This window comes from Mesorhizobium sp. RCC_202, from assembly GCF_041355295.1.
Classification (GTDB): Bacteria; Pseudomonadota; Alphaproteobacteria; order Rhizobiales; family Rhizobiaceae; genus Mesorhizobium.
This window is the reverse complement of the sequence record NZ_JBFUPO010000012.1, coordinates 135,787-155,561: the sequence shown is the minus strand read 5'-3', so window position 1 is coordinate 155,561 and position 19,775 is coordinate 135,787. Positions and strand designations below refer to the sequence as shown.

Below are 19,775 nucleotides of genomic sequence, written 5' to 3'. Positions count from 1 at the left end.
TCAGGCAGCCTTTCTGCGGGATGAGGCCATCGCATTTTCGACTGCCCGGAAGACGCGTTCGTCTCCGCATTGGGCGGCGTTGAAGCGCATGAAGCGGCCGGCGCTGTGCGACAGGCTGAACGCATTGCCGGGCGCCAGCACGACATTGTCCGAAAGCGCGTGGCGAGCGACTTCCGCCGCGTCGATGCCGTCGGGCAGGCGGCACCACAGGAACATGCCGCTGGGTTGATCGATCCAGGGCAGGATGTCCATGGCCTTCAGCCTGCCGGCTGTTTCGGCCATGGTGCGCGACAGCCGGGCGCGCAACTGCTCGACATGCTTGCGGTAGCTGCCGTCCTTCAGGAGCGTCAGCACAAGCTCCGCCGACAGGCGCGCGCCGCCGAAGGTGGTGGCGATCTTGAGGTCGGTCAGCCCTTCCATCCAGTCACGGGGTGCCGCGATGAAGCCGCAGCGCACCGAGGCCGACAGCGTCTTGGAAAAGGAACCGATATGGACGACGCGTTGCAACCCGTCGAATGCCGCAAGCCGTGGGGCATGGGTGTGCTCGAAATCGGCGAAAATGTCGTCCTCGACGATGGTGAGTTCGGCCTGGTCGGCAAGCTTCAGCAACCGGTGCGCGACGACCGGCGACAGGATGGCGCCGGTCGGGTTGTGGATGCCGGAATTGGTGATGTAGAGGCGTGGCCGGTGCTCGGCTAGCGCCTGCGCGAACAGTTCGATGTCCGGCCCCGAAGGCGTGTAGGGCACGCCGACGACCTTGGCCTGATGGGCGCGCAACAGCGCATGGAAATTGAAATAGCAGGGATCGTCGACCAGCACCGCGTCGCCTGGTTCGAGCAGGAAACGGCACAGGAGGTCGATGGCCTGGGTGCCGCAATCGGTCAGCATGATCTGGTCGGGCGAAACCTCGATGCCATGTTCGGCCATGCGCCGTGCCAGCAACTGGCGCAGTGGCGGCAGACCGAGCGGCGTGCCGTAGTCGGCCAGCGCGGTGTCATCGGCGCGGGCAGTGGTTCGCAGCGCCCGGCGCAAGGCGACTTGCGGCATCCACGAGGCCGGCAGCCAGCCGCAACCGGGTTTCAGCATGTCCTCGCCGGCTTCCAGCGACTGCCGCGACACCCAGAGCGGATCGATCGCCCTGTCGAGGCGCGGGCCGATCTCGGCTAGCGACAGCGGTGCGAGCTGGCCGGCGGCGTAGAAACCGGAGCCCGGGCGCGAGCGGATCGTGCCTTCCGCGGCCAGACGCTCATAGGCTTCGACCACGGTGGATTTCGAAACCTGCAGCGATTTGGCCAAAGCCCGGATCGATGGCAAACGGGCGCCGGGCGTCAGCGCGCGCGCCGCGATGCGTTGGCGGATCGTCGCCATCACGCTTTCGACAAGCGTGCCTGTGTCGCCGTTTTTATAAGCCTGTTCCGTCATCTGTACTGCCCGCAATATCATTACAGTTTTGTAGAATTGTACCCCATTGTCTCTGGCGAAGCCACAGGCCGTGTCCGATAGAGGCCGAAACGATGGAGCCTCGAATGGACAAGACAGCGAGCGGCTGGCTAAACGGTTTCCTTGGCGTGCTGATCTTCAGCGGTTCACTGCCAGCGACGCATGTGGCGGTGGCGGATTTCGATCCGACATTTTTGACCGCGGCCCGCGCGGCGATCGCCGGGCTGCTTGGCCTGGCCATGCTGCTGGTCTTTCGCCAGAAACGGCCGGAGCGCAGTGACCTGGTCTCGTTGGTGGTCGTGGCGCTTGGCGTGGTCGTCGGCTTTCCGCTGCTGACGGCGCTGGCGCTGAAGCATGTCACCACCGCTCATTCCATCATCTTCGTCGGGCTGCTGCCGCTGGCGACCGCGATCTTCGGCGTGTTGCGCGGCGGCGATCGTCCGCGTCCGGCGTTCTGGCTGTTCTCCTGCATCGGCAGTGCCCTGGTCGCGGGCTTTGCCCTGTCGCAAGGCGTGACCGCGTCGCCGCTCGGCGATGGCCTTATGCTCGGCGCCATCATCGTGTGCGGTCTCGGCTATGCAGAAGGGGCGGCACTGTCGCGCAGGCTCGGCGGCTGGCAAGTGATCTGCTGGGCGCTGGTGCTGTCGCTGCCGGTCATGCTGGTGCTGAGTTTTGCGACGCTGCCGCCGACGCTCGCCAATATCGGCTCCGGCGCGTGGATCGGCCTGGCTTACGTCTCGCTGTTCAGCATGCTGATCGGCTTCATCTTCTGGTACCGGGGCCTCGCGCAAGGCGGCATCGCCGCGGTCGGCCAGTTGCAACTGCTGCAGCCTTTCTTCGGCCTGGCGCTAGCGGCGACACTGCTGCACGAGCAGATCAGCCTGATGATGGTGGTCGTCACGCTTGGCGTGGTGGCGTGCGTGCTCGGGGCGAAGAAGTTCGCGCGGTAGGGCCCGCTAGAACTTCGTCACCACCCCAATCCCAATCCCCTCGAAACCGCCCATCGCCATCAGCGCTGCCGGCGCTTCATCGAGGCTGATCCTTTTGCCGACCAGCAGCTCTGGCTTCAGCTTGCCGGTGCGGATCATCTCCATCATCGCGGAATAGCGGTAGGCCTGCATGCCGTGGCTGCCGAGGATTTCGAGCTCGAAGGCGATCACCTTGTCCATAGGCACCTGCGGGCGGGCGTGCTCGCCCAGCATCAGGCCGACCTGAACGTGGCGGCCGCGGCGGCGTAGGTTCGAGATCGAGTTGAACGAGGTGGTCGGGTGTCCGAGCGCGTCCATCGACATATGGGCGCCGCCATTGGTGATCTGCTTGACGGCCTTGACCACGTTCTGCGTTGTCGAGGCGTTGATGGTGGCCACCGCGCCGATCTTTTTGGCGAACTCCAGTTTCTCGTCGGTGAGGTCGATGGCGATCACATTGGCGCCCATGGCGCTGGCGATCATGATGGCCGACAGGCCGACGCCGCCGCAGCCATGCACCGCCACCCATTCGCCGGGCGTCACCCGGCCCTGGTCGACGATGGCGCGGAAGGAGGTGACGAAACGGCAGCCGAGGCTGGCGGCGGTGGCGTATTCCATCTCGTCCGGCAGCCGCACCAGATTGGTGTCGGCGTGCTCGATGCCGACATATTCGGCGAACGAGCCCCAGCCGGTGAAACCCGGTTGCGTCTGGTGTTCGCAGACCTGGTGGTTGCCGGACGTGCATTCGAAGCAGCGGCCGCAGCCGACGGCGAACGGCACGGTGACGCGGTCGCCGGCCTTCCAGCGGCTGACCTGCTTGCCGGCGGCGACGACGACGCCGGCCAGTTCATGGCCGGGCACATGCGGCAAGGTGATGCCGTCGTCATGGCCCATCCAGCCGTGCCAATCGCTGCGACAGAGCCCCGTCGCCTCGACCTTGATGACGACGCCATCGGCGGCGGGTTTCGGGTCGGGCACGGTCTGGATCGTCGGTGTCCCACCGAATTTTTCGAAGACGACGGCTTTCATCGGCAACTCCACCCTTCGCTTTTGGATCAGTGACGATAGCCGATTCCACCGCCGGTTGACCGGAAATCCGTTCTGCCAGCTTGGCCAGATGGATCCCGATGTTCGACGCTAGCCTTGCTGGCCGCGGAAGTCAGCCAGCCTTGTGTCGCCAGGGAAGAGCAGGCGGCCATCCTCGGCATGCACCTCCAGCCGCCGGATCGGCCTGCCGGTTTCGCGGTCGACCATGAAGGTGTAGGGCTCGCCTGGCCTGGAGAAATAGGTCTCGCCCCATTGGCGCAGCGCCACCAGGACATAGAACAGGCCGCGGCCCTTTTCGGTCAGCACATATTCATGATGCGCGCTGCCATCCGGGCCGGGAACGGTTTCGAGGATGCCGTGTGCGATGAGGCCGCGCAGCCGCGCCGACAGGATGTTCTTGGCCACGCCCAGGCTCTTTTGAAATTCACCGAAGCGCCGCATGCCGTCGAAGGCATCGCGCACGATGAGCAGCGACCACCAGTCGCCGATGGCATCGAGCGGCCTGGCGATAAGGCAATCCGCGCTCTGATGACTCGTCCGTTTCACCATGCAATTCGTCCAGGTTTCCGATTTGTGGTTGCAAGATAAAACCTTTTTGTCTACTCGGCAATGGTTTCAAGTTGAAACCGAAACGGAGAACACGATGAACCTGCAACTGCAAAAAGCCGACCTGCAGCCGCCCGAGACGGTGTTGGCGGCGCGGGACAAAGCGGGGTTGTCGCGGTTGACGGTGCTGATCTTTGCCGCCGCCTGCGGCCTGAGTGTCGCCAATGTTTATTTCGCGCATCCGCTGCTCGATGCGATCGCGCATGACTTCGCAATCGATCCCGCTTCGGTCGGCATCGTGGTGACGGCGACGCAGATCGGCTACGCGCTCGGCCTGTTCTTCATCGTGCCGCTCGGCGACCTGCTCGATCGCCGCAAACTGATTGCCGGCCAGGCCGTGCTATCGGCGCTGGCGCTCGTCCTTGTCGGCTTTTCGCCGAATGCCGCGGTGCTTTTGGCCAGCCTGGCGGTGGTCGGCCTGCTTGCCGTGGTCGTGCAGGTGCTGGTTGCCTACGCCGCCGATCTGGCCGTGCCTGCGGAGCGGGGGCGTGCCGTCGGCACCGTCACCAGCGGTGTCATAACAGGCATTCTGCTGGCCCGCTTCCTCTCCGGCCTGGTGGCGGATTTCGCCGGCTGGCGTTCGGTCTATCTCGCCTCCGCCGTGCTGACGCTGGTGATGGCGGCAATCCTGTTTCGCGTGCTGCCGCGCCACGAGGCCAAGCGCGCCCGCACCTCCTATCCACGGCTTCTCGGCTCGGTGCTGCGCCTGTTCGTGGAAGAGCCGCTGCTGCGCGTGCGCGCCGTGCTCGCCATGCTGATCTTCGCCAGTTTCAACGTGCTGTGGGCGCCGCTCGTGCTGCCCCTGGCGGCACCCCCGTTCTCGCTGTCGCATACCGAGATCGGGCTGTTCGGCATGGCCGGCGTCGCCGGCGCGCTCGGTGCGCGCTGGACCGGCGTTCTCGTCGATCGCGGACAGGGGCAACTGGTGACCGGCCTCAGCCTGTTGCTGATGGCCGCCGCCTGGCTGCCGATCGCCTTCATGGGCAAGACGCTCTGGCTGCTGGTGCTCGGCATCGTCATGCTCGACCTTGCCATCCAGGCCGTGCATGTCACCAATCAAAGCCTGATCTTCGCCCGGCGGCCGGATGCCCGCAGCCGGTTGGTCGGTGGCTACATGATCTTTTATTCGCTGGGCAGCGCGCTCGGCTCGATCGCCTCAACCATGATTTTTGGCGCCTGGGGCTGGAGCGGCGTCTGCCTGCTTGGCGCCGGGCTCGGTCTGGTTGCGCTGGCGTTCTGGGCGGTGACGTTGCGGGTGGGGCGCTAGTTATGGCGGAGTATCGAGCAGTGGCTGCCGTTCGCGAAACCATTCATCGGCTTCGGCGTCCCATGGCCAAACCCCGGACGTTGACGGAAAGATAAGCTGCATAATCCGGAAATCTGGCCCGTCATAAAACCATATGTCCCAGCCGAAATGTTCTGGATAGTGACCGGGATGGACCGCGCCGAATTGACAGTCGAAGCCGCCTCCCAGGAAACCCGACGCCCGCTCGCCGATATTGAATCTCTCGCCGCCCCGCACGCGTCGGCAATATTCGTTGACGATGGTCAGCGAAAGCTCCGGCTTGAGCCCGATGACAACCAATTCGGGGACGCCAAAATTGTGTTCGATCCCGACCGAGTAGGCGAAAGGCGGATGCTCATCCTCCTCCAGCACGTAGAGGACGTGGCAGCCGAATTCTTCGATGTCGGCGAGCGTCTTTGCTTCGTCCGCGTCCCTGGCTTCTCTATTCGGCATCGATCTGGTTCTGCGGCGCAGCCTTCTGGAACGCCGGCAGCGCCATGCAGGCGGTGTTGATGCGCGCAATCAGCGGATAGGGCGCCATGTCGACGCCGAAGCGGGCATTGTTGGTGACCTGCGCGGCAAGGCAGATGTCGGCCAGGCCCGGCGCGTCGCCATGGCAGAACGCACCGGTCTCGGGCGACGAGGCCAGAATCTTTTCAAGCGGCTGGAAACCTTCGTTGACCCAATGCCGGAACCAGTTGACGACATCCGCGTCGCCGGCGCCGAACAAGGTGCGCAGCGAGGTCAGCACGCGCAGATTGTTCACCGGATGGATGTCGCAAGCGATCATCTGCGCCAGCATACGGACGCGGGCGCGGCCCAGCGCGTCCTTCGGCAGCAGCGGCGGCTTGGGAGCGATCTCGTCGAGATATTCGATGATCGCCAGCGACTGCGTCAAAAGCCGGCCGTCATCGAGCACCAGCGCCGGCACCAATCCTTGCGGATTGACCGCGAGATAGGCGGGCTCGAGATGCTCGCCATGGCGCAGATGATGCGGCACGTAGGTATAGCTCAGCCCCTTCATCTCCAGCGCGATCCGCACCCGGTAGGAGGTGGAGGAGCGATAGTAGTTGTGAAGGACAAGATCGCTCATCGCCGCGGTTGCCCGATCTTGATTTCGATGGTGCCGATCCCGTCGACGCCGCCGGTGATCGTCTCGCCGTCGTGGACAGCGCCGACGCCGGCCGGCGTGCCGGTGAAGATCAGGTCACCGGGCTGCAGTTCCACTGCCTCGCTGCAGATCGAAACGACATCGGCGACCGGCCAGATCAGCTCGGCAAGGTCGCCATCCTGTTTCAACGCGCCGTTGATGGCGAGCCAGATGCGGCCTTTGTAGGGGTGGCCGGATTTGGTCGCGGGTACCAGCGGGCCGCAAGGCGCGGACTGGTCGAAGGCCTTCGACCAGTCCCAGGGGCGGGCAGCTTTCTTGGCCTGGTCCTGCAGGTCGCGGCGGGTGAGGTCGACGCCGACGCCATAGCCCCAGATGTGAGACAACGCATCCTCGCGCGCGATGCGAGAACCTGTCTTGCCGATCGCCACGACCAGCTCGATCTCGTGGTGCAGGTTCGAAGTCAGCGGCGGGTAGGGGATCTCGGCGCCGCTGTCGACCACCGCGTCGGCGGGCTTGGTGAAGAAGAAGGGCGGGTCGCGCTCGTCATTGCCGAGTTCGCGCGCATGCGCCGCATAGTTGCGGCCGACGCAGAAGATGCGGCGCACGGCAAAGCGTTCCGCTGAACCGGCGATGGCGACCGAGGCGACGGCCGGCGGCGGAAGGACGTAGTCTGTCATCTCGTGTCTCTGTTCGGGGTAGGAATGCGCCCGCACCTTCGACCGATTTCGATGGGTGGGCAAGGCCCGCAAAAACATGCCCTTTCGGCATGAGGGCCGTGTATGCTCGGGCGATGTACTATTTGGCAATAATCTGGACACGGTCGGGAGACTATTCTGTGTGGCGTAAAACCGAACCGAGGGCCGAATCTCAGCAATGACCGCCGTCAGCGATCGCGCCCGCTTCCTGATCATCGATGATCACCCGCTGTTTCGCGAGGCGCTGCACAGCGCCGTGCAGATGGCTTATCCCGATGTCGACACCGTCGAGGCACGCTCGATCGCCGAGGCGCTGGAGTTGCTTTCGGGTGGGAAACCGTTCGACCTCGCGCTGCTCGATCTCTCCATGCCCGACGTGCATGGCTTCGAGGGCCTGCTGCAGCTCAGAACCCGACATCCGCGGCTGCCGGTGGTGATCGTGTCGGGCTATGAGGAGCCGAAGATCATTTCCGAGGCGCTGTCCTATGGTGCGGCCGGCTTCATCCCGAAATCGGCAAGGAAAAGCGATCTCGCCGCCGCCATCCGCTCGGTGATGGATGGCGCCGTCTATGTGCCGGAAAACTACGAAGGCCAGCCGCCCGATCCCGACAGCACCGACCGCGCCGACATGGTGCAGCGCCTGGCCAAGCTCACGCCGCAGCAGCTGCGCGTGCTGCAGATGCTGAGGCAAGGCATGCTCAACAAGCAGATCGCCTACGAGCTGCAGGTGGGCGAGACCACGGTCAAGGCGCATGTCTCGGAGATCTTGCGCAAGCTCAACGTGTACAGCCGCACGCAAGCCGTGATCGAGGTGTCGAAGCTGGACAGTGTGGAGCTGTTCAGGGATCCGGCGGGGTTTTGAGGGCAGGCCACTTTCAATCCATTTTGCGCACCGAGGATAGGCGAATTCCTGACAAAAGCGCTGCGACTTCCGACTGACGCTTGGTGTCAGTCTTCTGCATGACGGATTTCGTGTGGGTTCGGACGGTCTCGTACCCTAACTCCAACGCCTCGGCGATCTCTTTTGGCCCAAGGCCGCGCGCAAGTTGCGTGGCGACAATGGCTTCCTGGGCCGTGAGGGCGAATAAGAGTTGCAGGACCTTGCCGGTAGGAACTGGACGATCCTCAAGGTCGGTGATCACGGCGACGGCGACGGAATGCGAAAAGATTTCCGCTGGCATGCCGCGTAGGCGCTGTGCCCTTATGATCAACGGCCTTCTTCCCGGTCGGGACAGGCGGACCGGGGATGACGCCGCGGAATCGGCGATCGCAGGCGACTGCAGGACCGCCTTGATGTGGCCACGCAATGCGGTGCTCTCTTCGGGCCAGCGCGATGTCAGTTCCCCCTGAAGAAGCCGGATGTCTTGATCAAGCAGGCCCTCAGACAGTTTATTCAGACGTGTGACCCGTCCATGTCTGTCGTAAAAGGCGCAGGCTATATCCGCCATGTCGAAGGCGTTGCTCATGGCGTCGAGGCGCTCCAAAGAAACACCTCGCATGATGTCAGCCGCCAGCGACAGCCGGCTACGCATTCGAACCAGAACGCGCTCCTCTTCACGATCGAAGGGCCCATCCCGTATCGTGCGTTGCAGGCCAAGCGACAGCAAAGTGTCACCGGTTGTGAAGCCCACCATGGCGGAATATCGGAATCCGAAACGGCCCAGGAAATCATTGTAGTAGGCCGATCTGCGAAAATCCTCTTCGGACGAAATGTCGTGCTCTACCGCGACGCCTTTCTTAAGAACATGCGGCACACACCCGAAGCGAATGTCCTGAAGATACCATCCCTCTCGAAAATAGGCCTCGAATCCTTCATGCAAACTCGGCGTCGCAGGCACCCCGGGAGAGAATTTGCCCCGCAAGGGAAGTATATGCGCGCCGAAGGATCCGGTCGCCTCGCAGATTCTCTCCAGGACTGCACTCCAACGCTCTGGCGCCAGCGCCGCCTCAAGCACCTGATCAAGGGCATCATCGAGCCGGAGAGGGTCTATTTGCAAGACAATCACTTCAATCTGGCAGGGTGTCGCCGCGACTTATATTTGAACACACTGGTTAAGCGTTAGGAAGGGCTAAACATCACCCAATTGGGTGATGCGTGGTCCAACGTCCCAGATAAAACTGCCCATGTGAGATCAGATCGCATGGCGGCTGTCTCCAGACAGACTTTGCATCAATCGCATTGCGAAGGGGGTAGTCATGAGGGTCTTGGGATACGCTGCGGCAATAGCACTCCTTACACACACGGCCGCATGGGCGGATAGTTGCTCGGATTTTGATCAGAAAGTTACCAGGCAGTTTGCGGGCCCGATTGCGGCTGCAACAACCGCCTGCCAGAAGACAGCTTTGCTTATTAAAGAAATGAACGTCGCACTGCACGCTCCGTCCGAATGCCTGAACGACACAGACAGAGCCACGCTAAAAGCCGGGATCAGGCAATCAAAACAATCTTTCCGCGATCAGAACTGCGGAAACTAGAACCGGTGACGTTGCGCCGCGACGGTCAAGGTGCCCCATCTTCGTTTCTCGGACACTAAGCATGATGTGCGAAGGCAGGTTTTCTATGAAAATGGTCGTTCTCTTTACTTCATGGCTAATCTCAATCCTCTGTTGCGAAACTGCTTCCGCGCAGGACAGAATGAACCCGGGTGAAGGTCTCTTGTATGTATATCATCGTTGCGACGATGGTACGGTGACGACGAAACCTCACAATGACGGTTCGACGACCTGGGTTTGCAGATCGCGTGTGCCGCTCCATTCGTTCGCATGCACGCTCACTCCAGACAGTCCTGGTGGGAATGGCAGGCTCGATTGCGTCACCGATATAGACTGACATCACAATGGGCTTTCAGCGGCACAAGACACCTACTCCTGCGAACCAGAATACCGCCGGCTCCGCGGCAATCGAATTTCATCACCGCGGTAGTGCACGATTGCTGAGGTTCGCATAGCTCAAGATAGCTGAGAAAACGAGATGATAAGACCGCTTCTCTGGACAGCCATTTTGATCGCCAGCAGTACGAGCGCGACGCTTGGCCAGACGTCAACGTATCTCGGACCTTGCAATGGGGCAGTTAAAGATTCGAGCGGCAATTCGATTTCCTGTCAGGGTGAACGGCCCGAATGCTTTAGCGATGGATCGTGTACCTGCTCAGCCGACGCACAATGCGAATCGAATGATTCCGGGTCGGACGGCGGAAGTGACGACGGTGGAGGAAACTCGGACGACAATTAGGACGTGCTTCGCGCCCAGCTGGCAACAGTTGATGACAAGGCGCCAGACCAGCTAAAGTTGCCGGAAGGTGCTCACGTGAAGAACGTCGCTCTGTTGCCCATAATATTCGTTTCCGCTTTCGGTTGTGGATCTGTTTCTGGCTGCACACAAGAAGAGATGAACCAGTCTGCAGCCCTTCTTGCTATAGCGAGTTCCACTCAACAAAAAAATCCCGCTGAAGCTCGGCGGCTGCGAAACGTGGCGCTGCAATTCTCCAAGCAAGCCGATCAAGCCAGGGCCACTCAACGTATCCTTGATCGCAATCGACCTTCCGACTGTATAAGATCAACGCTTGAAGACGATGTCTACGAGAATACATGCAACGTTTCAGTGAATATTGGATACTACGCCTTCTTCGGAGATTCATTTAGCCCAACATCCTGGTCTATGTCGCCCGGAAAACTTAAGCTAGGGGCTGGTGCGAACGAGTATCCATACATCGTAGCGTGTTTCGAGAAATTGCGTACCGTCGCATACGCAACTGGCCAAAATGAATCAAACGGCAAAAAATTCGACTCACACTACTACGTTTGTGACAGCACGGGCGAGAACGACCAGTTGCACCCCTAGCGTCATCGCGGTCGATCACAGCCGAGTAGGCCAAAGTCGCCAAGTTTAGTGGTCATGGTTCATCACAGCTAAGTGGTTGAATTTATTGGTGAGTGCGACGGGATTCGAACCCATGACCTACTGATTAAAAGTCAGTCGCTCTACCGGCTGAGCTACGCGCTCCCGAACTACGGTGACGGTGCACTATTTTGTGCGGATCCCTAAGCCAGCAGATGCGCCAGCAGCGCCCGCAGTTGCGCTGGTTTCAGCGGCTTGCGCATCAGTTCGATGCCGGCGGCCCGCGCCGCCTTGGCGACGGCTTCGGAGCCGTCGGCGGTGACGATCAGCGCCGGCACCGGCCTGCCGAGATAATCGCGCACTTCGGCGATTGTCGCGGTGCCAAGGTCGCCGCCGTCGAGATGCTGGTCGGCGATGATGATGTCGGGCACCCAGGCGGTGTCACCAAGCAAGTCGAGCGCGTCGTCGGTCGAGGTCGCGGCGCGCACCAGGCACTGCCAGCGTTCCAGCAGCGAGGTCATGGCGCCCAGCACATCGAGGTCGTTTTCGACCAGCAGCACTTTGGTGCCGAACAGGCCGTAACCGCGCGGTCGCTCCATGTCGGCCAGGCTTGCCGCCTGTTCGGCCGACGCGCCCATGCCGATCGGCACGTCGATGTGGAAGATCGTGCCGCGCCCGACCTTCGAGGAAAAGGTCACGGGATGGCCGAGCGCCGCCGCCATGCGGCGCACGATGGCAAGGCCGAGCCCCAATCCGCCGCCGGCAAGCCCCGCATCGGCAAGCGCCGAACTGCCACGGTGGAACTCCTCGAACACCGCCTCGCGCTGGTCCTCGGGGATGCCGCAGCCGGTGTCGGCGACGTCGATGCGGATGGTGTCGCCGCGATGCCTGGTGCCGACCAGCACGCCGCCGGAGCGGGTGTAGCGCAGCGCGTTGGACAGGATGTTCTGCAGGATGCGGCGGAGCAGTGTGCGGTCCGAGCGCACGACGACATTGACCGGCCGGAATTTGAGCGACAGCCCCTTCTTTTCCGCCTCGGGCAGGAAATCGGAGCGCAGCGAGGAAAACAGCGTCTCCAGGCTGACGTCGCCGATCTCCGGCTGCACGACGCCGGCGTCGAGCTTGGAGATGTCGAGCAGTGTGCGCAGCAGGTCTTCCATCGTCTCCAGCGAGCGCTCGACCTGGCGCACGAGTTTCTTGCCTTCCTCGCTGGTCTGCACTTCGGCGAGCGCCGAGACCGACAGATGCGCGGCGTTGAGCGGCTGCAATACGTCGTGGCTGGCGGCGGCGAGGAACCTGGTCTTGGACAGGTTGGCAAGCTCGGCCGTTTCCTTGGCGGCGACGAGTTCGATGTTCGACTGCTCGAGGCGGCGTAAGGTGGAGTGCAGTTCCTCGGTGCGGTTGCGCACCCGGTTCTCCAGCGAGATCGCGGTCTGGAACAGCGAGAAGGCGTTGCCCTGCTGGTCCATCGAGCGCTCGACCCGGCTGACCAGGGCGGCGTTGATCTTCTTCAGCTTGTCGAGGTCGTTTATGTCGCGAAGCGGCATGATTACTCAGCCGCCTGGCGCTCGCCGAAGGCGATGCCGGTGAAAGTCTGGTTGAGATGCATCGAGCGGTATTGCTCGCCATAGGTGCCGAAGCCGATGACATTGTTGGTCCGATAGAGCTCGGAGATGTCGCGGAAAACCTGGCGGTTGCGCGCGTCGAGCCGGCGCAGCACGCAGTCGAAGCCGAGGATCATGTCGATGCCGCCGAGCTTGCGTTCGACATCGGCAAGGGCGACGCGCGTCGCCTCGACCATGTTCTTCGGTTGGGCGATGGAAAGAACCACGCCGTCGTCGATCGCGCAGAAAAACGATAGCGAGCCGTCGGGATGCATGCGCTGGATCGAGCGGCAGTAATATTCGCCGCCGACCTTCACCACGACGGGGTGGGAAGCAAAGCTCAGCGGCGTCAGCGTCTGCGGCACGATGCCGACGGAGGCCGCATATTCCTCCGCGGCGTTGGTGGCGTTGAACTCGCGCACGATGCGACGGTCCGGATCGGACGCCGTCACCACGAGTTTCTCGTCGGTCGGAATGAAATTGTCGGTCTTGAAGACGTGGAAGGGGATCTCGGTCGCGACCAGCACGATGATGGCGCTGTCGGAAGCGACCTTGCCGTTGGCGATCAACCTGGTCGTCTCGAATTTCAGGTCGTCGCCAGCCGAGCCGCCAATCAGCGGAATGTCGTCCAGCCCCCAGTGGATCGCCGAGGTCACCGCTTCCTCGGCGTGGGACAGCCCGTCGATGAAGCAGAGCGCGAATATGCCCTTGGATCGATCGTGGCCGACGCGGCCACGCAGCAGGCGCCGAAGCGCCGCGACCTCGCCGGTGATCCTGTCCATGCCCGACGAGGACAGGTTTTCGACCATGGTGCTGACGATCGAGAACGATGCCGAGGGCAGGAGCAGGGCAACGATATGGCCTTCCTCCAGCCCTTGCGGCGTGATTTCGCCGGCGGTCGAGCAGCCGGCATAGGCAAGCGAAGGCGCATGCAGTTTTAGCGCGCGCGAAAGACCGTCCGCCTCGACGAGGCTTTGTGAGAAGAACAAAAGCGCGAAGCCGGCATCGACTGTTGCAGCTTCGGCGGCGATTGCCTGGGCAAAGGCGTTCGGGTCGGGCTCATCGGTGGTGAGCGCCGAAAGGCCTGATGCGTAGCGTGTGCTCGAACTGGCCAGTTGCCTTCTCCGCAATTCCTCCCACGCTCATTATGCGTGTCTTTTCTTGGGCATGTCAGGCACGCCTTGCGTCAAGGGCATCTTTGTCCCCAATGCCAGATTTGGCAATGGCCCTGCGCCGTGCCGCACAGCATTCAGGATGGCCGAAAGTACAAGGGGCGGAGCGCTGGCAGCGCTGTTTTGCCCGTTGTACGGTACCCTAATAACGCACTGCCGAAGCACAAGCACGGCATCGGCAATGACCAAGGTTGATACCCAGGGAGGTTGCATGTCGGACGTGTCGTTGACTGTGAACGGAAGGCGGGTCAGCGGGAACGCCGAGGACCGAACGCTGCTGGTGCATTTCCTCAGGGAACATCTTGGCCTTACCGGAACCCATGTCGGCTGCGATACCTCGCAATGCGGCGCCTGCGTCGTGCATGTCGATGGCAGGGCGGTGAAGTCCTGCTCGATGCTTGCCGTGCAGGCTTCGGGGTCGACCGTCGTCACCATCGAAGGCCTGTCCAACGGCACTGAGCTGCATCCGGTGCAGGCGGCTTTCAAGGAGCATCACGGGCTGCAATGCGGCTTCTGCACGCCGGGCATGATCATGACGGCGACCGACATGATATCGCGTCACCCCGAGGGCCTCGACGAGGCGACCGTGCGCGCCGAACTTGAAGGCAATATCTGCCGCTGCACCGGCTACCACAACATCGTCAAGGCGATCCTGGCGGCATCGCAGACGATGTCGAAAGGGGCCAAGGGCAAAGCGAAACAGGCGGCCTGAGGGCCGAGTAAGTAGTCAGTAGTGGGTAGTCAGTCTGAAAAGGCTGCTCATCCTGCTCACTACTTCCCTACTCACTATTTCGGGAGGAATTTCCATGGGTATCGAAGGCGTCGGCGCTCGCGTGGCGCGCAAGGAAGACAAGCGGTTCATCACCGGCGGCGGGCGTTATGTCGACGACATGGTGGTTCCCGGCATGAAGCATGCCGTGTTCGTGCGCAGCCCGCACGCGCATGCGCAGATCAAGAAGATCGACGTGAAGAAGGCGCAAGCCATGCCCGGCGTCGTCGGCGTGCTCACCGGCAAGGAGCTCAAGGCCGACGGCATCGGCAATCTGATCTGCGGCTGGATGATCCATTCCAAGGACGGCTCGCCGATGAAGATGGGCGCCTGGTCGCCGCTGGCCGTCGACAAGGTGCGCTATGTCGGCGACGCCGTCGTCATCGTGGTCGCCGACACCAAGGGCCAGGCACGCGACGCGGCAGAAGCGGTCGAGATCACCTATAAGGAACTGAAGGCCGTGGTCGAGGCCACAAAGGCGCTTCAAGCCGGTGCGCCTCAGGTCCATGCCGAGGCCGAGAACAACCTCATCTTCGACTGGGAGATCGGCGACGCCAAGGCAACCGATGCGGCGATCAAGGCGGCCGCGCATGTCACGCGCATGAAGATCGTCAACAACCGGCTGGTGCCGAACGCCATGGAGCCGCGCGCCGCGCTTGGCCATTACGACAAGGCGGAGGACCATTACACCTGCTGGACGACGTCGCAGAACCCGCATGTCGCGCGGCTGGTGATGAGCGCCTTCTACAATGTCGCGCCGGAAAACAAGCTCAGGGTGATCGCGCCCGATGTCGGCGGCGGCTTCGGCTCGAAAATCTACATCTATCCGGAAGAGATCGTCTGCCTGTGGGCGTCGAAGAAGACCGGCGTTCCGGTCAAATGGGTCGCCGACCGCACGGAAAGTTTCCTCACCGACGCGCATGGCCGCGACCATGTCTCGACGGTCGAGATGGCCTTCGACAAGAACAACCGCATCACGGGCTTGAAGGTCGACACAATAGCCAATCTTGGCGCCTACATGTCGCTGTTCTCGTCCTGCGTGCCGACCTATCTCTACGCCACGCTGCTGTCGGGGCAGTACGACATCCCGGCGATCCACGCCAATGTGCGCACCGTCTACACCAACACCGCGCCCGTCGACGCCTATCGCGGGGCAGGGCGGCCGGAAGCGACCTATCTCCTGGAGCGCACGATGGAGACGGCCGCGCGCGAGCTTCGCGTGTCGCCGGCCGAGCTTCGGCGCAAGAACTTCATCACCTCGTTCCCGCATCAGACACCGGTGATACTGGCCTACGACGCCGGCGACTATGCCGCCTCGCTCGACGCGGCGATGAAGGCCTCCGACTATGCAGGCTTCGCCAGCCGCAAGGCGGAGGCTGCCAGGAGAGGCAAGCTGCGCGGCATCGGCATGAGCAACTATATCGAAGCCTGCGGCCTCGCGCCGTCGTCGGCGGTAGGCTCCCTCGGCGCCGGCGTCGGGCTTTGGGAATCGGCCGAGGTGCGCGTCAACGCCGTCGGCACGATCGAGGTGCTGACGGGTTCGCACAGCCACGGCCAGGGCCATGAGACGACCTTCGCGCAACTGGTCACGGAGCGCTTCGGCGTGCCGATCGATTCTGTCTCGATCGTCCATGGCGACACCGACAAGGTGCAGATGGGCATGGGCACCTACGGCTCGCGCTCGGGCGCCGTCGGCATGTCGGCCATCGTCAAGGCGCTCGACAAGGTCGAGGCCAAGGCCAAGAAGATCGCCGCGCATCTGCTAGAGGCGGACGAGGGCGACATCGTCATCGAGAATGGCGAGGTCAAGGTCGCCGGCACCGACAAGAGCCTGCCGTGGTTCCAGGTGGCGCTTGCCTCCTACACCGCGCATAACTTGCCTGCAGGCATGGAGCCGGGCCTGAAGGAAACCGCCTTCTACGATCCGTCCAACTTCACCTTTCCGGCCGGCTGCTACATCTGCGAGGTCGAGATCGATCCGGAAACCGGAACAACCGAGATCGTCCAGTTCGTCGCGGCGGACGATTTCGGCAACATCATCAATCCGATGATCGTCGAAGGGCAGGTGCATGGCGGTATCGCGCAAGGCATCGGCCAGGCATTGCTCGAAGGCACGCATTACGATGCGAGCGGGCAGCTGCTGACAGCAAGCTACATGGATTACACCATGCCGCGCGCCGGCGACCTGCCATCGTTCAAGATCTCGACGTCGAACACGCCGTGCCCCGGCAATCCGCTCGGCATCAAGGGCTGCGGCGAGGCCGGTGCCATCGGCTCGCCGCCGGCGGTCATCAACGCCATCACCGATGCGCTCGGCATCGTCGACATCGCCATGCCGGCATCGCCGTCGACGGTGTGGGCGGCGATCCAGGCCGCGAAGCATTGATCAGCGAATAGCGAATAGGGAGTAGCGAATAGGGAAAAGCGCAGTGCGAAGGGACATTCCCTACTCACTATTCGCTACTCACTATTCGCTTTTTCCCGAAGGGAGAAAGACATGTACGCAGTCAATTATCATCGCGCCACTTCCCTCGCCGATGCCGCCAGGCAATTGAAGACCGGCGACGCCAAGCTGCTCTCGGGCGGCATGACGCTGATCCCGGCCATGAGGACGCGGCTCGCGGCGCCTTCGGATTTGGTCGACGTCTCGCGGCTGAAGGATCTGCAGGGCGTCAAAGTGTCGGGCAAGACCGTCACCATCGGTGCGGCCACGACGCATTACGATGTCGCCGCCGACGAAAAACTGAAAAAGGCCTGCCCGGCGCTTGCCCACATGGCTTCCTTGATCGGGGATCCGGCGGTGCGCCACAAGGGCACGATCGGTGGCTCCGTCGCCAACAACGATCCGGCAGCCGACTATCCGGCGGCACTGCTGGCGCTCGGAGCAACGGTTATCACCAACAAGCGCGAGATCGCGGCGGACAAGTTCTTCAAGGGTCTGTTCGAGACGGCGCTGAAGGATGGCGAGATCATCACCGCGGTGACCTTCACCGCGCCGGCCAAGGCGGCCTACCAGAAATTCCGCAACCCCGCGTCACGCTACGCGATCGTCGGCGTGTTCGTGGCCAAGGGCAAGGATGGGGTGAGAGCCGCTGTTACCGGCGCCGGTGAAGATGGCGTCTTCCGCTCGAGGGAGGTCGAGGCCGCGCTGTCCAGGACTTTCGACGCTTCGGCGCTCGACGGCCTGAAAATACCGGCAAAAGGTCTGATGAGCGACCTCCATGCCTCGGCTGACTATCGGGCCAATCTGATCGCGGTGATGGCCAAGCGCGCGGTGGCCGCCGCCAACGCCTGACAGCATCCTGGCAGACGGTAAAAAGGGGGCCACTTGGCCCCTTTTGTTTTTTGCCCCCTTTGGAGCAATTTCAGGAAAGTGCGAGCGGCTATTCATCAGTAATGGCTAAAAAATGGCTAGCTAATTTAGAGAGCCTCACCGCGAAACGGTGAACCGTTCCAGACTAGTCGCCCAATTGTCGGTGGCATCGCCCGGTGGGAGGCAGCTCTTTGTTTCGAGCAAACCCTGCCAACTGCTTTCACGAAACTGTCAGTTCCAAAATCTCGCACTTGCACAAATTGATATTGCACTGCAATATGGTGACGGGTGGGAAATGCGATCCGGGTTCGAGCAGCTCGCTGCCGCTTGCGCCTTTTCGCGTCTCCAGTGCGAAAGGATCGGCATGTCCGAGATCTCCGCGACCCATATGGTTCTTCCCAGGTCGGCCGCCGAAAGCGCGCACAGGGCGAGGCTCGGCTATCTGGACGGCTGGCGCGGCCTGTCGATCGCCCTGGTGCTGATCGGCCACTTCTTCCCGGTGCCGGGCATCAATCTCGGCGTGCTCGGCGTCGAGTTCTTCTTCGTGCTCAGCGGCCGCTTGATGGGCGAGATCCTGTTCATCGAGCGTTTTCCGCTGAAAAAATTCTTCAAGCGCCGCTTCTCGCGCATCTATCCGGCGCTGCTGGTGTTCGTGATCGCCGCCATGATCGGGCTTTCGGGAACGTTCATCGCCTTCAAATGGAAGGCGGCGCTGACGGCGCTGACATTCACCTATAACTATGCCGGCATTCTGATCAATCGTGCCGGCGCGCTCGACCATATCTGGTCGCTTTGCGTCGAGGAACATGCCTACATCATCCTGGCGCTGATCAGCGTGCTGGTAACCGGGCGGGCGAATGTCGTGCGGCTTCTCCTGGCGCTTTCGTTGCTGGCGATGGCCAACGGCGCGATTTCCTACTGGGTGCTCGGCATGGATTACGAGCACAGCTACTGGCGCACCGACGTGCATATCGCATCGATCCTGCTGTCGGCTTCGATCTGCCTGCTGAAGGCCGATGGCCACCTGCCAGCATTCCTTAGGAGCCAGCATGTCGCGCTTTTAGCGGCAGTGGCCGGGGTTCTGCTGTTCCTCAACCCGGTGCCGACGCCGCTGCATTACATCCTCGCCGTGCCGCTGCTGGCGCTCGCCGTCAACGCGCTCGATTTCGCGGGCGGCTATTTGACCGGTTTGCTGTCGTCGCGACCGATGGTGATGCTCGGCTTGTGGTCCTATTCGCTCTATCTGTGGCAGCAGCCCTTCTACAAATTCGTCGATGAGCGGGGCAGCGCGGCGATCCCGATGTTGGCCGCGGTCTTTGCCTGCGCGCTTTGCAGCTACTACATCGTCGAAAAGCCCGCGCGCGCCTGGCTGAACCGCAACTGGTGATCAAGTGGCTCCTGCCGCCTTCTGCGCGGCCAGATAGCGGCGAAGCCCGGCTTCGCCACGCGGCGTCGTCCAGCGATGGTTCCAGGCAAAGGCGGGCCTGAGCAGCGGGGCGAAGAATTTCAGGACCGGCCTTTCGACCGTGACCTGCCAGACGAGATCGACATGCGTGCCTGATCCGGACGGCGACAGCTCGGCCCGCCACAGCCCGTCGAAATCGCCAAAAGTCTTCACCACCACCAGACGACCCGGTTCGAGCTCGGCCGCCTCGACAATGAAGTTCAGCTCGTAGGGCAGGGCGCCGCGAGCGCGTGCCCTGGCGCGCGCGCCGACCACGCCTTTGCCCTTTTCGTCGAGCGGCTCGATGTCCTTATAGGCATCGCCCCACCACAGCGGCAGCAACCGGGCGTCCGACAATACATCCCAGACTTCCTGAGGTGTTCCCTCGGGGATCTCCCAGCTTTCGTCGAAGCGAAAGACATTGCTCGGCATGCTGCGCTCCCGGCTAGAGGAGCACTTACTTTAGCTTTTGCTTGTTTTCGT

The 19,775-nt window shown here is 62.4% G+C and carries 18 protein-coding genes and 1 tRNA gene; 8 read left to right on the top strand and 11 right to left on the bottom strand.

The window, feature by feature from the left end:
- Positions 1–1,422 (bottom strand): PLP-dependent aminotransferase family protein, encoded by a 1,422-nt coding sequence (locus AB6802_RS25275; protein ID WP_371012913.1) that lies wholly within the window; start codon positions 1,420–1,422, stop codon positions 1–3.
- 104 nt (positions 1,423–1,526) lie between these two features.
- Here AB6802_RS25275 and AB6802_RS25270 point away from each other — a divergent pair, with 104 nt between their 5' ends.
- Entirely contained in the window at positions 1,527–2,390 is an 864-nt protein-coding gene (locus AB6802_RS25270; protein WP_371012912.1) for a DMT family transporter, read from the top strand.
- Between the two features lie 6 nt (positions 2,391–2,396).
- On the opposite strand, the gene AB6802_RS25265 is transcribed toward AB6802_RS25270, so the two are convergent.
- Positions 2,397–3,437 carry a zinc-dependent alcohol dehydrogenase family protein gene (locus AB6802_RS25265; RefSeq protein WP_371012911.1) on the bottom strand — a complete coding sequence of 347 codons (1,041 nt, stop codon included), beginning with the start codon at positions 3,435–3,437 and terminating at the stop codon, positions 2,397–2,399.
- 108 nt (positions 3,438–3,545) lie between these two features.
- Complete coding sequence (locus tag AB6802_RS25260) at positions 3,546–4,004, bottom strand: winged helix-turn-helix transcriptional regulator (RefSeq protein ID WP_371012910.1); 459 nt, start codon at positions 4,002–4,004, stop codon at positions 3,546–3,548.
- A 94-nt stretch (positions 4,005–4,098) separates the two neighbouring features.
- Here AB6802_RS25260 and AB6802_RS25255 point away from each other — a divergent pair, with 94 nt between their 5' ends.
- On the top strand, positions 4,099–5,328 hold the full coding sequence (locus tag AB6802_RS25255) for an MFS transporter (protein WP_371012909.1): 1,230 nt from the start codon (positions 4,099–4,101) through the stop codon (positions 5,326–5,328).
- Here the strand turns inward: AB6802_RS25255 and AB6802_RS25250 are convergent, their stop codons facing one another.
- The 3 genes from AB6802_RS25250 to AB6802_RS25240 are packed head-to-tail and all read right to left on the bottom strand — an operon-like array spanning position 5,329 to position 7,134.
- Positions 5,329–5,799, bottom strand: a complete 471-nt coding sequence (locus AB6802_RS25250) for a DUF4262 domain-containing protein (protein ID WP_371012908.1) — start codon at positions 5,797–5,799, stop codon at positions 5,329–5,331.
- Positions 5,789–6,439: a maleylacetoacetate isomerase gene (gene maiA, locus AB6802_RS25245; protein WP_371012907.1), complete on the bottom strand. Its 651-nt coding sequence runs from the start codon at positions 6,437–6,439 to the stop codon at positions 5,789–5,791. Before maiA ends, AB6802_RS25250 begins: the two co-directional genes overlap by 11 nt.
- The gene (locus AB6802_RS25240; protein ID WP_371012906.1) at positions 6,436–7,134 is read right to left on the bottom strand and encodes a fumarylacetoacetate hydrolase family protein; all 699 of its coding nucleotides are present in this window, start codon (positions 7,132–7,134) and stop codon (positions 6,436–6,438) included. Before AB6802_RS25240 ends, maiA begins: the two co-directional genes overlap by 4 nt.
- Before the next feature lie 196 nt (positions 7,135–7,330).
- Between AB6802_RS25240 and AB6802_RS25235 the strand changes: the two genes are divergently transcribed.
- Positions 7,331–8,014 carry a response regulator gene (locus AB6802_RS25235; RefSeq protein ID WP_371012905.1) on the top strand — a complete coding sequence of 228 codons (684 nt, stop codon included), beginning with the start codon at positions 7,331–7,333 and terminating at the stop codon, positions 8,012–8,014.
- Positions 8,015–8,027: 13 nt separating this feature from the next.
- Here AB6802_RS25235 and AB6802_RS25230 read toward each other — a convergent pair whose 3' ends face one another.
- On the bottom strand, positions 8,028–9,158 hold the full coding sequence (locus AB6802_RS25230) for a helix-turn-helix transcriptional regulator (protein ID WP_371012904.1): 1,131 nt from the start codon (positions 9,156–9,158) through the stop codon (positions 8,028–8,030).
- Between the two features lie 1,229 nt (positions 9,159–10,387).
- On the opposite strand from AB6802_RS25230, the gene AB6802_RS25225 reads away from it, so the two are divergent.
- On the top strand, positions 10,388–10,993 hold the full coding sequence (locus AB6802_RS25225) for a hypothetical protein (protein ID WP_371012903.1): 606 nt from the start codon (positions 10,388–10,390) through the stop codon (positions 10,991–10,993).
- 86 nt (positions 10,994–11,079) lie between these two features.
- Here the strand turns inward: AB6802_RS25225 and AB6802_RS25220 are convergent.
- From AB6802_RS25220 to AB6802_RS25210, 3 genes are all read right to left on the bottom strand, one after another.
- Positions 11,080–11,155, bottom strand: a tRNA-Lys gene (locus tag AB6802_RS25220).
- 38 nt (positions 11,156–11,193) lie between these two features.
- Positions 11,194–12,537, bottom strand: coding sequence for a hybrid sensor histidine kinase/response regulator (locus tag AB6802_RS25215; protein ID WP_371012902.1), 1,344 nt, complete (start codon positions 12,535–12,537; stop codon positions 11,194–11,196).
- A 2-nt stretch (positions 12,538–12,539) separates the two neighbouring features.
- Complete coding sequence (locus AB6802_RS25210; RefSeq protein ID WP_371012901.1) at positions 12,540–13,724, bottom strand: FIST N-terminal domain-containing protein; 1,185 nt, start codon at positions 13,722–13,724, stop codon at positions 12,540–12,542.
- A gap of 253 nt (positions 13,725–13,977) precedes the next feature.
- On the opposite strand from AB6802_RS25210, the gene AB6802_RS25205 reads away from it, so the two are divergent.
- The 4 genes from AB6802_RS25205 (at position 13,978) to AB6802_RS25190 (ending at position 19,235) form a co-directional block, all read left to right on the top strand.
- The gene (locus AB6802_RS25205; RefSeq protein ID WP_371012900.1) at positions 13,978–14,478 is read left to right on the top strand and encodes a (2Fe-2S)-binding protein; all 501 of its coding nucleotides are present in this window, start codon (positions 13,978–13,980) and stop codon (positions 14,476–14,478) included.
- 94 nt (positions 14,479–14,572) lie between these two features.
- Positions 14,573–16,921, top strand: coding sequence for a xanthine dehydrogenase family protein molybdopterin-binding subunit (locus tag AB6802_RS25200; RefSeq protein ID WP_371012899.1), 2,349 nt, complete (start codon positions 14,573–14,575; stop codon positions 16,919–16,921).
- Positions 16,922–17,032: 111 nt separating this feature from the next.
- The gene (locus AB6802_RS25195; RefSeq protein WP_371012898.1) at positions 17,033–17,830 is read left to right on the top strand and encodes a xanthine dehydrogenase family protein subunit M; all 798 of its coding nucleotides are present in this window, start codon (positions 17,033–17,035) and stop codon (positions 17,828–17,830) included.
- Positions 17,831–18,212: 382 nt separating this feature from the next.
- On the top strand, positions 18,213–19,235 hold the full coding sequence (locus tag AB6802_RS25190) for an acyltransferase family protein (RefSeq protein WP_371012897.1): 1,023 nt from the start codon (positions 18,213–18,215) through the stop codon (positions 19,233–19,235).
- On the opposite strand, the gene AB6802_RS25185 is transcribed toward AB6802_RS25190, so the two are convergent.
- Positions 19,236–19,724, bottom strand: a complete 489-nt coding sequence (locus AB6802_RS25185) for an SRPBCC family protein (RefSeq protein ID WP_371012896.1) — start codon at positions 19,722–19,724, stop codon at positions 19,236–19,238.
- Positions 19,725–19,775: the final 51 nt, after the last annotated feature.